The following is a 14081-nucleotide window of genomic DNA, read 5'->3' as shown; positions in this document are numbered from 1 at the left end:
CGCGCGAAGTTTCGCGCGTTGTTTGTCTTAGGATTGACTAACTTGTACTGAGGAAAATCGAATGTCCAAAATCGTAAAAGTCATCGGTCGCGAAATTATCGACTCCCGTGGCAACCCGACTGTAGAAGCAGAAGTGCATCTGGAAGGTGGTTTCGTTGGTCTGGCTGCTGCGCCGTCAGGTGCGTCAACCGGTTCTCGCGAAGCGCTGGAGCTGCGTGACGGTGACAAATCTCGTTTCCTGGGCAAAGGCGTAACCAAAGCGGTTGCGGCGGTTAACGGTCCGATCGCTGACGCGGTAAAAGGCAAAGATGCCAAAGACCAGGCGAACATCGATAAGATCATGATCGAGCTGGACGGTACTGAGAACAAATCCAACTTCGGTGCAAACGCCATTCTGGCCGTTTCACTGGCTGCGGCGAAAGCTGCTGCTGCTTCTAAAGGTCAGCCGCTGTATGAGCACATCGCTGAACTGAACGGCACCCCGGGCAAATATTCTATGCCGCTGCCAATGATGAACATCATCAACGGTGGTGAACACGCTGACAACAACGTCGACATCCAGGAATTCATGATTCAGCCGGTTGGCGCGAAGACGGTTAAAGAAGCCATCCGTATGGGTTCTGAAGTTTTCCATCACCTGGCGAAAGTGCTGAAAAGCAAAGGCATGAACACTGCGGTGGGTGACGAAGGTGGCTACGCGCCGAACCTGGGTTCTAACGCCGAAGCACTGGCTGTTATCGCTGAAGCGGTAAAAGCAGCAGGCTACGAACTGGGCAAAGACATCACTCTGGCGATGGACTGCGCAGCGTCTGAATTCTACAAAGACGGCAAATACGTGCTGGCGGGTGAAGGCGGTAAAGCGTTCACTTCTGAAGAGTTCACTCACTTCCTGGAAGATCTGACCAAACAGTACCCGATCGTTTCTATCGAAGACGGTCTGGACGAGTCTGACTGGGCGGGCTTCGCTTACCAGACCAAAGTGCTGGGCGACAAAATCCAGCTGGTGGGTGACGACCTGTTCGTAACCAACACCAAGATCCTGAAAGAAGGTATCGATAAAGGCATCGCTAACTCCATCCTGATCAAATTCAACCAGATCGGTTCACTGACCGAAACGCTGGCTGCTATCAAGATGGCGAAAGACGCAGGCTACACCGCGGTGATCTCTCACCGTTCAGGTGAAACCGAAGATGCGACCATCGCTGACCTGGCGGTAGGTACTGCAGCTGGCCAGATCAAAACCGGTTCTATGAGCCGTTCTGACCGCGTTGCTAAGTACAACCAGCTGATTCGTATCGAAGAAGCACTGGGCGCGAAAGCACCTTTCAACGGTCTGAAAGAAGTGAAAGGCCAGGCTTAATCGCCTGCTGATGCTGCCGTAAGGCGGTATCGCCTGATATGAAGCCCCGCCTTGTGCGGGGCTTTTGCATTTTTGGCGTAAAGCCGCTGTTGTTACCGGTGACAGATCTGCCATAATCTGCGCCTTGAATAAGTGAAGTGAGTAAAAAATGTACTACCCGATTAACGAAATGTTCCAGACGCTACAGGGCGAAGGTTTTTACACGGGCGTTCCGGCACTGTTCATCCGCTTGCAGGGATGTCCGGTGGGTTGTAGCTGGTGTGATACCAAACATACCTGGGAAAAGCTGGCTGATCGGGAGACCTCGCTCGGTGATATTCTGGTGAAAACCGTTGAAAGCGACGCCTGGGGTAACGCCGATGCTGCGATGCTGATTGATAGCATTCAGCGTCAGGGCTGGACCGCCCGCCATGTGGTGATTACCGGCGGTGAACCAGCCATTTACGATTTACGCCCCCTGACCAGCGCGCTGGAAGCGGCGGGTTTTCAGTGCCAGATTGAAACCAGCGGTACCCATGACATTCGCTGCACTGACACTACCTGGGTGACGGTTTCCCCGAAAGTGAATATGCGTGGTGGCTACGATGTGCTGCCGCAGGCGTTAGTGCGGGCGGATGAGATCAAACATCCGGTGGCGCGCGAGCGTGATGTCGAAGCGCTGGATGCGCTGCTGGCAGGATTGCACGACGAGAAAAAACGCATCATTGCGTTGCAGCCCATCAGCCGGGGTGATGCGGCGACCAAACTGTGTATTGAAACCTGCATTGCCCGCAACTGGCGCTTATCGATGCAGACGCACAAATATCTCAATATCGCCTGATTTTCCCTGCACAAACCCGTAGCGGCGCGATTTATCGCGCAGCGAGCACATCCGCAAAAAAACGCGCGATAAATCGCGCCGCTACGGATGTGTGTGCTTATACCTTATGGTTAGCCGCGGTAGACGCAGCCTGCGGTGCAGGTTTCTTTGATCATCACGGCACTGAGTTCTGGCAGGATCGGTTTCATCTCGTCCCAAATCCATTTTGCCAGCACTTCGCTGGTGGGATTCTCAAGACCCGGAATATCATTCAGATAATGATGATCGAGGCGGTCATAAATTGGCGCAAACGCCGCTTTCAGTTCTGCAAAATCCATAACCCAACCGGTATAAGCATCCACTTCACCGGTAATTTCCAGCCGCACCAGAAAGGAATGGCCGTGCAGACGACCGCATTTGTGCCCTTCAGGCACGTGAGGTAAGCGGTGCGCCGCTTCAAACTGGAACTCTTTAAACAACGTGGTAGACATAATGGCCTCAACATAAAAACCGCTGAAGTCTACCTGAAATGCAGATTTTTAGCATCCGTTACCGATGAACAGGGCATTTTACGCACTCAGCCCAATCAACCTGAAAATTAACTAATTGAATATTCATGGCTTTATTTACCACTTTTGCTGGTTAGCATTACCCGAAAAACCACTTAGTCGTTTTGGTTATTTATTATGTCGAAGGTTTATTTAATCGTTAATATACGGGCCGGTAACCTACTCACTCTTCCACCCCTTTACGGTCCGGACTTCTGATACTGGAATTTTTAACGCGATGACGACTCAGGCACCCCCAGGTTCATTGCTGCCGCTAACACCGGAGCAACTCGCGCGCTTACAGGCGGCGACTACCGATTTCTCTACCACCCAAATGGCATGGCTTTCGGGTTATTTCTGGGGCATGGTCAACCAGACGCCGGGGGCAGTGGCTGCTCCTGCGCCGGTACAGGCCGAAGTGCCGACCATCCTGTTGATCTCCGCATCGCAAACCGGCAATGCGCGTCGACTGGCGGAACAACTGCGTGATGACCTGCTGGCCGCCAAACTGAGCGTTAATCTGGTCAACGCCGGTGACTACAAATTCAAACAAATTGGTCAGGAAAAGCTGATTGTGGTGGTGACTTCCACCCAGGGCGAAGGTGAGCCGCCGGAAGAAGCGGTGGCGCTGCATAAATTCCTGATGTCGAAAAAAGCGCCGACGCTGAATAGCACCGCCTTTGCCGTATTTGGTCTTGGCGATACCTCCTACGAATTCTTTAGCAAAGCCGGTAAGGACTTCGACAGCCGCCTGGCTGAGCTGGGTGCAGAGCGTCTGCTGGATCGCGTTGATGCGGATGTGGATTATGCAGCACAGGCCAGTGCCTGGCGTCAGCAAATCACCGATATCCTGAAAGCGCGGGTGCCAACAGAAGCACCGGCCATCGCAGCCATCACCGCAGCGGGTAGCCTGAACGAAGTTCATACCAGCCCCTACACCAAAGAAGCGCCGCTGACAGCCAGCTTTGCCCTGAATCAGAAAATCACCGGGCGTGATTCTGATAAAGACGTGCGTCATATCGAAATTGACCTCGGTGACTCTGGTCTGCGTTACCAGCCGGGCGATGCCCTCGGTGTCTGGTATCAAAACGATCCGGCGCTGGTAACAGAACTGCTGGAACTGCTATGGCTGAAGGGTGACGAGCCGGTCACTCTCCACGGTGAAACGCTGGCGCTGTCTGACGCCCTGCAACGTCATTTCGAGCTGACGGTAAACACGCCGCAGATCGTTGAACAATACGCTGCGCTGGCACGTAACGATGCGCTGCTGGCATTGGTGGGTGATAAGCCAAAATTACAGCATTACGCGCAGAGCCTGCCGATTGTCGATATGGTGCGTCAGGCTCCCACCGAACTGAACGCTGAACAGTTAACCGGGCTGCTGCGTCCGCTGACACCGCGTCTGTATTCCATCGCTTCCTCACAGGCTGAGAACGAAACCGAAGTGCACATCACCGTCGGTGCGGTGCGCTACGACATCGATGGACGGGTACGTGGCGGTGGTGCCTCGACCTGGCTGGCCGATCGTCTGGAAGAAGACAGCGACATTCGCGTGTTTATCGAACATAACGACAACTTCCGTTTGCCTGCCAACCCGGAAACCCCGGTGATCATGATCGGACCCGGCACGGGCATTGCGCCGTTCCGTGCGTTTATGCAGCAGCGTGATAACGACGGTGCCAGTGGCAAAAACTGGCTGTTCTTTGGCAACCCGCACTTTACCGACGATTTCCTGTATCAGGTTGAGTGGCAGAAATATGTCAAAGACGGTCTGCTGACCCATATCGATCTGGCATGGTCACGCGACCAGGCAGAGAAGATTTACGTACAAGATAAAATCCGTGCGAAAGGCGCGGAAGTGTGGCGCTGGATTGAAGAAGGCGCGCACCTTTACGTCTGTGGCGACGCTAATCGCATGGCGAAAGACGTTGAGCAGGCATTACTGGATGTGGTGGCCGAGCACGGTGGAATGGATCGTGAAACGGCTGACGAGTTTTTAAGTGAGCTGCGCATTGAGCGCCGTTATCAGCGAGACGTTTACTAATGAGTGAAAAACACCCTGGACCGCTGGTCGTTGAAGGCAAACTTGTTGACGCCGAGCGTCTGAAAAAGCAAAGCAATTATCTGCGTGGCACCATCCTTGAAGATCTTGATGATGGTCTGACCGGCGGCTTCAACGGCGATAACTTCCTGCTGATCCGTTTCCACGGTATGTACCAGCAGGATGACCGCGACATCCGTGCCGAGCGTGCGGCGCAGAAACTCGAACCGCGTCATGCCATGATGCTGCGCTGCCGTCTGCCAGGCGGTATCATCACGCCGACTCAGTGGCTGGCGATTGATAAATTCGCCACCGACAAAACCATTTACGGCAGTATCCGTCTGACCAACCGCCAGACCTTCCAGTTTCACGGCATTCTGAAGAAGAACGTCAAGCCGACCCACCAGATGCTGCATGAAGTCGGTCTTGATGCGCTGGCAACCGCCAACGACGTCAACCGTAACGTGTTGTGCACCTCGAACCCGGTGGAATCTGAGCTGCATCAGGAAGCCTACGAATGGGCGAAAAAGTTGTCGGAGCACCTGCTGCCGAAAACCCGTGCCTATGCGGAGATCTGGTGGGATCAGGAAAAAGTGGCAACCACCGATGAGGAGCCGATCCTCGGTGAGACCTACCTGCCGCGTAAGTTTAAAACCACGGTAGTGATCCCGCCGCATAACGATGTGGATCTGCACGCCAACGACCTCAACTTCATCGCCATTGCGGAGAAAGGCAAACTGGTGGGCTTTAACCTGCTGGTGGGCGGTGGATTGTCGATCGATCACGGTAACAAAGCGACCTACGCGCGTACCGCCAGCGAGTTCGGCTTCCTGCCAGTAGAGAAGATCCTGGATGTCGCCGCAGCCGTGGTGACCACGCAGCGCGACTGGGGCAACCGTACCGATCGTAAAAACGCCAAAACCAAATACACGCTGGAACGCGTGGGCGTGGAAACCTTTAAAGCGGAAGTGGAAAAACGTGCCGGACTTACCTTCGGTCCGACGCGTCCCTATGAATTCACCACCCGTGGCGATCGTATTGGCTGGATCAAAGGTGTCGATAAGAAATGGCATCTGACGCTGTTTATCGAAAACGGCCGTCTGCTGGATTATCCGGGCCGTCCATTGAAGCGGGGGATCGCTGAAATCGCCAAAGTGCATCAGGGTGATTTCCGTCTTACCGCTAATCAGAACCTGATTGTTGCGGGTGTGCCGGAGAAGCAAAAAGCGCAGATCGAAGCCATCGCCCGTGAACACGGTTTGATGGAGCAGGTGACGCCGCAGCGTGAAAACTCGATGGCCTGTGTGTCTTTCCCGACTTGCCCGCTGGCGATGGCTGAAGCCGAACGCTTCCTGCCGTCGTTCGTGACCAAAGTGGAGGAGATCATGCATGGTCATGGCGTCGGTGAGGAGCACATAGTGCTACGCGTTACCGGTTGTCCTAACGGTTGTGGCCGTGCCATGCTGGCGGAAATCGGTCTAGTGGGCAAAGCGCCAGGTCGTTACAACCTGCATATTGGCGGCAACCGCATCGGTACCCGTATTCCGCGCATGTATCTTGAAAACATCACGGAAGGCGAAATCCTGGCCAGCATTGATGAGCTGGTGGGACGCTGGGCCAAAGAACGCAAGGGTGAAGAAGGTTTTGGCGACTTCGTGATTCGCGCGGGCATCGTGAAGCCAGTAGTTGATCCTGCCCGTGATTTTTGGGACCCGGAGGCAGTATGACGGTACTCGATCTCACCGCACTGAATGATTTAGCGAAAATTGATCGTGTGATGGCGCTGGCGGAAACCAACGCCCGGTTGGAAAAACAATCGGCTGAAGAGCGTCTGAACTGGGCGCTGGAGCAACTACCTGGTGCGTTTGTGCTCTCGTCCAGCTTTGGTATTCAGGCGGCGGTGCTGTTGCATATGGTCACCCGACTGAAACCGGATATTCCGGTGATCCTGACAGATACCGGATATCTGTTCCCGGAAACCTATCGCTTTATCGATGAGCTGACTGAGCAACTCAGCCTGAATTTGCAGGTATTCCGTGCTGAAGCCTCACCCGCCTGGCAGGAAGCGCGTTTCGGCAAACTTTGGGAGCAGGGCGTCGAAGGGATCGAGAAATATAACCAGATCAATAAAGTGGAACCGATGAACCGCGCGCTGGAAACGCTGGGGGCGCAAACCTGGTTTGCCGGCCTGCGCCGCGATCAGTCCGGCAGCCGGGCGCATCTGCCAGTGCTGGCCATTCAGCGCGGTGTTTTTAAAGTTCTGCCGATTATTGACTGGGATAACCGCCAGGTGCATCAGTACCTGAAACAGCATGGCCTGAAATATCATCCGTTGTGGGATGAGGGTTACCTGTCAGTGGGGGATACCCATACCACGAAGAAATGGGAACCGGGGATGGCAGAAGAAGAAACGCGTTTCTTCGGTCTGAAGCGTGAGTGCGGTCTGCACGAAGGTTAATATTTGCATCCGTAGCGGCGCGATTTATCGCGCGGGTTTAAAAAACGCGCGATAAATCGCGCCGCTACGAAATTAAATCCCCGTTAATCCCGCAAACGCTTCACTGGCGCGCGTCACATTCACCTTTGTCACTTCGTAATGCGCCACCGCCACAAAGGGATCTTCCGCCAGAATCGCGTCCAGCTCATCCCGTGGCATCTCTTTCACCATCACCATTCCGCCAGTGCGCGGATCTTTACGTCCCGCCGCAATAAACGCGCCGCTGGCGAAATAGCGATCCAGCCATGCGATATGGGGCGCGAGCAGCACTTCCACTTCTTCCACCGGACGGAAATAGTTCAGATAAACCACGTACATATCAGTTCCTCAAGTTGTCGGGTTCGCCAGCTCGGTAAGCAATGGCAACAGGATTTTCACGCTCTCATGGGTGCGTTGGGTAATGCGGCCAGGCAGCCAGTGGTCGAGATAGTCCAGATTATCGCGCTCGGTCTGATGACGCACACTGCCATCCGGAAAGTGGTGGCTGCGCGCGCGCTGCTGTTGCCCATCTTTATTGCCCAGTGCCCAGTTGCTGGCGGTGACGTCCAGCAGCGGCATACCGGCCTTATCAAAAGGATTCTCGCCAGGAAAATCGCGGGCGGTCAGCGTATGGGTGACAGCAGAAATGCCGAAACGGTGCGCCAGCTGCACGGCGCGGGCGCTGGTTTGCTTACGCACCGCCGATGGCGTATTCATGCCGTTGTTGAAGTAAAGATGATCACCGACGATCAGACTGTTCAGATCGATCACCAGCAGGGTGTCTTTCTTTTCTTTGGCGCTCATGCGTGACAGATAATCATCCATGCCATGCAGACCGGTTTCACCGGCACTCAACGCCACAAAGCGGACGCCATAATGTAACGGTGTTTTACTGAGTTGCTGGGCTAACTCCAGCATGACGCCCAGGCCGGAAGCGTTATCATCCACGCCCTGCAACCGCAGCCCACCGATATTGTTGTCGGTTTCACGGCTGTTGAGCGGTGTCCAGGTGTCGAGATGCGCCACAATCAGAATCTCCTGCGGTGCGCTACCTGCGCGCGCGGCAATCACTGAGGTGGCGGTCACTTTATGCCAGCGCATCTGGCCTTGTTTTTCGCGCCAGTTATAGCCGGTATTGAACTGGCGGGTATTGCTCTGATAACCCAGCTCGGTGAATTGCTGGCGCAGATAATCTGCAGCCATCAGCTCTGCCGGGCTGCCGCTCATGCGGCCCGGATAATAGGTTGCGATATGGCGCAATTGTTGTTCGGCAAATTGCCCGGGTACGTTTCCGGCAGCCTGAGCAAGGAGAGGAAAACCGCCCGCTATCGCTGCTGCCAGCAGGACGCGGCGGAGGGTGGCAAACATAGTGTGTCCTTTTCTGACATCCCGTCGTGCGAAAAAAATTCTGCTTTAGTATGAAACTGTGACCGGTATTACACAATTTGATTTGCTCCGAAACACCAGCAATATCATTTGCTAAGCACAAAATGTTCTCAGCAATCCCGGGTCGTTATTCCATTCGGTAACTACTCATTCCAATTCGTAATTTCATCTGCCAGAAGGCAGGGACGTATAGTCGCGTTAACTTATTGTAAAACTAACAAGGTTAACGTGGATTATCTGCCCCTCTTTGCCGATCTCAAAAACCGTCCGGTGCTGGTTGTCGGCGGTGGCGACATCGCTGCGCGCAAAATTGAACTGCTGCGGCGTGCCGGTGCGCACGTGCGCGTAACAGCGCGCAAGCTGGGCCATGAGCTACAGGCGCTGCATGAGATTGCGGCCATTGAGTGGATAGCACAAACCTTCGATGCGGAACAGCTGGAAGGCGTGTTCCTCGTGATCGCCGCCACGGATAACAACGCGCTTAACAGCCAGGTTTTCGACGCTGCCAACGCGCGCCACAAGCTGGTGAACGTGGTGGATGACCAGCCGAAATGCAGCTTTATCTTCCCATCGATTGTCGATCGCTCCCCGCTGGTGGTGGCGATTTCCTCCAGCGGAACCGCACCGGTGCTGGCGCGCCTGCTACGGGAAAAAATTGAAGCCCTGCTGCCTGCCAACCTCGGACAAATGGCGACCGTTGCCGGGCAGTGGCGCGAGAAGGTGAAACAACGTTATCAACAGATGTCAGAACGTCGTCGTTTCTGGGAACGCGCCTTCAACGGCCTGTTCGCCAGCCAGATGGCGGCTGGCAACGTTAATGAAGCGCGTCGCACCCTGGATCGTGAGCTGGAAAACGACAGCGATAACGCAGGCGAAATCACCCTGGTGGGTGCCGGTCCCGGTGATGCCGGGTTGTTGACGCTGCGTGGCTTGCAGGTGATGCAGCTGGCCGATGTGGTGCTGTATGACCATCTGGTCAGTGATGAGGTGCTGGAACTGGTCCGACGCGATGCCGATCGTATCTGCGTGGGCAAACGTGCCGGTGCCCATTCCGTGTCACAGGAAGAGACCAATCAGCTGCTGGTGAAACTGGCGCTGGAAGGCAAACGAGTGGTGCGGCTGAAAGGCGGCGATCCCTTTATTTTTGGCCGTGGCGGCGAAGAGTTGCAGGCCGCCAAAGCCGCCGGTATCCCGTTTCAGGTGGTGCCTGGCATCACTGCGGCAGCGGGTGCAACCGCCTATGCCGGTATTCCTTTAACCCATCGTGACCATGCGCAAAGCGTGTTGTTTATCACCGGCCACTGCCGGGCAGACAGCAACGGTATTGACTGGCCGTCACTGGCGCGTGCGCGTCAGACGCTGGCGATTTATATGGGCACGGTGAAGGCGGCGGAGATTGCCGCCGGACTGATCGAACACGGGCGCGATCCGGCGACGCCTGTTGCGGTGATTGGCCGCGGCACGCGTCAGGATCAACAGGTGCTGACTGGCACCTTAGCCCAACTGGAGGCGCTGGCCGCCACCGCGCCGACGCCAGCCTTGCTGGTGATTGGCGAAGTTGTGAATTTGCACGGGCAACTGGCCTGGTTTCAACATTCGGCACAGCAGGGGACTCGTGAGTCCGCCGTTGTCAATTTGGCTTGAGGAAAAATTATGGACCAAAACCGACTCACTCATCTGCGCCAGCTGGAGGCAGAGAGTATCCATATCATCCGCGAGGTGGCGGCCGAGTTCAGTAATCCGGTGATGATGTACTCCATCGGCAAGGACTCCTCGGTGATGCTACATCTGGCGCGTAAAGCCTTCTATCCGGGCACGCTGCCATTTCCGCTGCTGCACGTTGATACCGGCTGGAAATTCCGTGAAATGTACGAATTCCGTGACCGCACCGTCAAAGCGATGGGCGCTGAGCTGCTGGTACATCGTAATCCGGAAGGCGTGGCAATGGGCATCAACCCGTTTGTGCACGGTAGCGCCAAACACACCGACATCATGAAAACCGAAGGGCTGAAGCAGGCGCTGAACAAATACGGCTTTGATGCCGCGTTTGGTGGAGCACGCCGTGATGAAGAGAAATCACGCGCCAAAGAACGTATCTATTCATTTCGTGATCGCTTCCATCGCTGGGACCCGAAAAACCAGCGCCCGGAGCTGTGGCATAACTACAACGGCCAGATTAACAAAGGTGAGAGCATTCGCGTGTTCCCGCTTTCTAACTGGACCGAGCTGGATATCTGGCAGTACATCTTCCTGGAAAACATCGAGATTGTGCCGTTGTATCTCGCCGCACCGCGTCCGGTGCTGGAGCGTGATGGCATGCTGATGATGGTGGATGACGATCGTATCGACCTGCAACCGGGCGAAGTGATCAAGCAGCGTATGGTGCGTTTCCGTACCCTCGGCTGCTGGCCGCTGACCGGTGCGGTGGAATCCGAAGCACGCACGCTACCGGAAATTATTGAAGAGATGCTGGTCTCCACTACCAGCGAACGCCAGGGCCGCGTGATTGACCGCGACCAGGCCGGTTCGATGGAACTGAAGAAACGTCAGGGTTATTTCTAAGGAGACGCAGATGAATACCGTTATTGCACAACAGATTGCCGATCAGGGCGGCGTGGAAGCCTGGCTGACCGCGCAACAACACAAAAGCCTGCTGCGTTTCCTCACCTGCGGTAGCGTGGACGACGGCAAAAGTACGCTGATTGGCCGTTTGCTGCACGATACCCGCCAGATTTATGAAGATCAGCTCTCTTCGCTGCACAATGACAGCAAACGTCACGGTACCCAGGGCGAGAAGCTGGATCTGGCGCTGCTGGTTGATGGTTTGCAGGCCGAGCGTGAGCAAGGCATCACCATTGACGTGGCCTACCGTTATTTCTCCACCGAGAAGCGCAAATTCATTATCGCGGACACCCCAGGGCACGAGCAGTACACGCGCAATATGGCGACCGGTGCCTCAACCTGCGATCTGGCGATTCTGCTGATCGATGCACGTAAAGGCGTGCTGGATCAGACCCGTCGTCACAGTTTTATCTCGACGCTGCTGGGCATTAAGCATCTGGTGGTGGCGATCAACAAGATGGACCTGGTGGAATTCAACCAGGACCGTTTTGAGCAGATCAAACAGGATTACCTCGATTTCGCGGCACAGTTGCCGGAAGACCTCGATATCCGCTTTGTGCCGATGTCGGCGCTGGAGGGGGATAATGTTGCCTCACAGAGCGAGAGCATGCCGTGGTACAGCGGTCCGACGCTGCTGGATGTGCTGGAAACGGTGGAGCTGAACCGCGTGGTTGATCATCAGCCGATGCGTTTCCCGGTGCAGTACGTTAACCGCCCGAACCTCGATTTCCGTGGCTATGCCGGCACGCTGGCGTCAGGTGTGGTGAAAGTGGGCCAGCGCGTGAAAGTGCTGCCGTCGGGTGTGGAATCGACTGTCGCGCGTATCGTCACCTTTGACGGTGATTTGCCGGAGGCCGGAGCGGGCGAGGCCATCACCCTGGTGCTGAAGGATGAGATCGACATCAGTCGTGGCGATCTGTTGGTGGACGCTGATGCGGAGCTGAAATCGGTGCAATCCGCCACCGTCAATGTGGTGTGGATGGCCGAGCAGCCGTTGCAGCCAGGTCAGAGTTATGATGTGAAGATTGCCGGTAAGAAAGCCCGTGGCCGCGTGGAAAAAGTGATTCATCAGGTTGAGATCAATACGCTGGAAAAACGCAGCGCAGACAGCCTGCCGTTGAACGGTATCGGCCTGGTGGAAGTGACCTTCGATGAACCGATGGTGCTGGATCAGTATCGCCAGAACCCGGTCACCGGTGGCATGATTTTTATTGATCGTCTGAGCAACGTTACCGTTGGCGCGGGCATGATTGAACAACCGCAAAGTGTCAGCCGTGCTGAGGCTGGTCAGTACAGCGACTTTGAGCTGGAGCTGAATGCGCTGGTTCGTCGTCATTTCCCACACTGGAATGCACGCGACCTGCTGGGTGGTCAGTAATGGCGCAACACGATGAAAACGTGGTGTGGCATGACCATCCGGTGACGCGCGCTGAGCGTGAGCAGCAGCATGGCCATCAGGGCGTGGTGCTGTGGTTTACCGGGCTGTCCGGCTCGGGAAAATCCACGGTGGCAGGCGCAGTGGAGCAGGCGTTGCACCGGCTCGGCGTCAGTACCTATCTGCTGGATGGTGACAATGTGCGTCACGGCTTATGCCGTGACCTCGGCTTTAGCGATGACGATCGTAAAGAAAATATTCGTCGCGTCGGTGAAGTGGCAAAGCTGATGGTGGATGCGGGACTGGTGGTGCTGACCGCCTTTATTTCGCCGCACCGTGCCGAGCGCCAGATGGTGCGTGATCTGCTGGCAGAAGGCCAGTTTGTGGAAGTGTTTGTCGACACGCCGCTGGCGGTATGCGAAGCACGCGATCCGAAAGGATTGTATAAAAAAGCCCGTGCCGGAGAACTGCGCAATTTCACCGGTATCGACAGTGTTTATGAGGCGCCGGAAGCGCCTGAAATCCACCTCGATGGTGAACAATTGGTTACAAAACTGACCGCCCAATTGTTAGACCTGCTGCGCCACCGCGATATCATCAGATCCTGAATAGACAGCGGCAAATCATTACGGTTTGCCGCGCTTCGCGTCAACAGGAACTCTATGCAGAACGTTACCCCTATGCTGGCACGCAAAGATGAACTCCCCCAGGATGAGCCGCGCTCGTCGTTACCGGGTGGTGTGATTGGTTTTCTCTCGTACTGGTGCGCTCTGGCAATTCCGTTTCTGCTCTACGGCTCCAATACGCTGTTTTTCTTCCTCTACACCTGGCCATTCTTCCTCGCCCTGCTGCCGGTTTCGGTGCTGATTGGTATTGTCTTCAGCCTGATGCTGCGGGGTCATTTGTTCTGGAGCGGGGTGGTAACGGCAATCGTGGTGGTATGCCTGTTCTGGCTACTCTTCTCATTTCTCTCCGGCTGGTAAGCTGTGCCTGATGTGCAAACACGTCGGCTGGTTACAAAACTTTACCTGCCGATGTTCTCATCATCTGCGTCATTATTTGTACGGACAAACGCCTGTGAACGGCATTTTCGCTGCTGGAGTGGAGTCCGGCGCGAAGTTATGGGATGATTGAGCCGTTTTTCAGGGGGCGGGGATGGGAAAACTGACGTTACTGCTACTCGTACTGCTCGGCTGGCTTCAATATTCGTTGTGGCTGGGTAAGAACGGGATTCATGATTTTACGCGCGTTAATGATGACGTCGCGTCACAACAGGCGAATAACGCCAAACTCAAAGCGCGTAACGATCAGCTGTTCGCCGAAATTGACGATCTCAACGGCGGTTCTGAGGCTATCGAGGAACGCGCACGCAATGAACTGGGCATGATCAAGCCCGGTGAAACCTTCTATCGTTTGGTGCCGGACCAGAACAAACGTAACGCGCAACAAGCTGCGCAAAATCAACAACGATAAA

At 55.3% G+C, this 14081-nt stretch carries 14 protein-coding genes; 11 read left to right on the top strand and 3 right to left on the bottom strand.

Features of this window, described 5'->3' with window-relative positions:
- The first annotated feature begins 61 nt into the window (after positions 1 to 61).
- Together eno and queE are read left to right on the top strand one after the other, a co-directional pair.
- The gene (gene eno / locus CUN67_RS15815; protein ID WP_208716268.1) at positions 62 to 1360 is read left to right on the top strand and encodes a phosphopyruvate hydratase; all 1299 of its coding nucleotides are present in this window, start codon (positions 62 to 64) and stop codon (positions 1358 to 1360) included.
- A 148-nt stretch (positions 1361 to 1508) separates the two neighbouring features.
- Positions 1509 to 2180: a 7-carboxy-7-deazaguanine synthase QueE gene (gene queE, locus CUN67_RS15810; RefSeq protein ID WP_208716267.1), complete on the top strand. Its 672-nt coding sequence runs from the start codon at positions 1509 to 1511 to the stop codon at positions 2178 to 2180.
- Positions 2181 to 2290: 110 nt separating this feature from the next.
- Here the strand turns inward: queE and queD are convergent, their stop codons facing one another.
- Entirely contained in the window at positions 2291 to 2653 is a 363-nt protein-coding gene (gene queD, locus CUN67_RS15805; protein WP_208717238.1) for a 6-carboxytetrahydropterin synthase QueD, read from the bottom strand.
- 292 nt (positions 2654 to 2945) lie between these two features.
- Here queD and cysJ point away from each other — a divergent pair, with 292 nt between their 5' ends.
- The 3 genes from cysJ to CUN67_RS15790 are packed head-to-tail and all read left to right on the top strand — an operon-like array spanning position 2946 to position 7206.
- Positions 2946 to 4751, top strand: a complete 1806-nt coding sequence (gene cysJ, locus CUN67_RS15800; RefSeq protein WP_208716266.1) for an NADPH-dependent assimilatory sulfite reductase flavoprotein subunit — start codon at positions 2946 to 2948, stop codon at positions 4749 to 4751.
- Positions 4751 to 6475, top strand: a complete 1725-nt coding sequence (cysI, locus tag CUN67_RS15795) for an assimilatory sulfite reductase (NADPH) hemoprotein subunit (protein WP_208716265.1) — start codon at positions 4751 to 4753, stop codon at positions 6473 to 6475. Before cysJ ends, cysI begins: the two co-directional genes overlap by 1 nt.
- On the top strand, positions 6472 to 7206 hold the full coding sequence (locus CUN67_RS15790; RefSeq protein WP_208716264.1) for a phosphoadenylyl-sulfate reductase: 735 nt from the start codon (positions 6472 to 6474) through the stop codon (positions 7204 to 7206). The genes cysI and CUN67_RS15790 overlap by 4 nt, the downstream gene beginning before the upstream one ends.
- A gap of 72 nt (positions 7207 to 7278) precedes the next feature.
- Here the strand turns inward: CUN67_RS15790 and CUN67_RS15785 are convergent, their stop codons facing one another.
- The gene (locus CUN67_RS15785) at positions 7279 to 7563 is read right to left on the bottom strand and encodes a YciI family protein (protein WP_208716263.1); all 285 of its coding nucleotides are present in this window, start codon (positions 7561 to 7563) and stop codon (positions 7279 to 7281) included.
- Positions 7564 to 7572: 9 nt separating this feature from the next.
- Positions 7573 to 8592 (bottom strand): aminopeptidase, encoded by a 1020-nt coding sequence (locus CUN67_RS15780; protein ID WP_208716262.1) that lies wholly within the window; start codon positions 8590 to 8592, stop codon positions 7573 to 7575.
- A gap of 246 nt (positions 8593 to 8838) precedes the next feature.
- On the opposite strand from CUN67_RS15780, the gene cysG reads away from it, so the two are divergent.
- From cysG to ftsB, 6 genes are all read left to right on the top strand, one after another.
- Complete coding sequence (gene cysG / locus CUN67_RS15775; protein ID WP_208716261.1) at positions 8839 to 10254, top strand: siroheme synthase CysG; 1416 nt, start codon at positions 8839 to 8841, stop codon at positions 10252 to 10254.
- A 9-nt stretch (positions 10255 to 10263) separates the two neighbouring features.
- A complete protein-coding gene (gene cysD, locus CUN67_RS15770) occupies positions 10264 to 11172 on the top strand; it encodes a sulfate adenylyltransferase subunit CysD (RefSeq protein WP_084876467.1) in 909 nt (302 codons plus the stop codon).
- Between the two features lie 10 nt (positions 11173 to 11182).
- Positions 11183 to 12610: a sulfate adenylyltransferase subunit CysN gene (gene cysN / locus CUN67_RS15765; RefSeq protein ID WP_208716260.1), complete on the top strand. Its 1428-nt coding sequence runs from the start codon at positions 11183 to 11185 to the stop codon at positions 12608 to 12610.
- On the top strand, positions 12610 to 13215 hold the full coding sequence (cysC, locus tag CUN67_RS15760; protein ID WP_208716259.1) for an adenylyl-sulfate kinase: 606 nt from the start codon (positions 12610 to 12612) through the stop codon (positions 13213 to 13215). Before cysN ends, cysC begins: the two co-directional genes overlap by 1 nt.
- Positions 13216 to 13269: 54 nt before the next feature.
- Positions 13270 to 13590 carry a DUF3561 family protein gene (locus CUN67_RS15755; RefSeq protein WP_084876464.1) on the top strand — a complete coding sequence of 107 codons (321 nt, stop codon included), beginning with the start codon at positions 13270 to 13272 and terminating at the stop codon, positions 13588 to 13590.
- A gap of 172 nt (positions 13591 to 13762) precedes the next feature.
- The gene (gene ftsB, locus CUN67_RS15750; protein WP_208716258.1) at positions 13763 to 14080 is read left to right on the top strand and encodes a cell division protein FtsB; all 318 of its coding nucleotides are present in this window, start codon (positions 13763 to 13765) and stop codon (positions 14078 to 14080) included.
- Position 14081 lies beyond the last annotated feature (1 nt).

This window comes from Pantoea cypripedii (assembly GCF_011395035.1).
Classification (GTDB): domain Bacteria; phylum Pseudomonadota; class Gammaproteobacteria; order Enterobacterales; family Enterobacteriaceae; genus Pantoea; species Pantoea cypripedii_A.
This window is presented reverse-complemented; position numbering and strand designations above follow the sequence as displayed.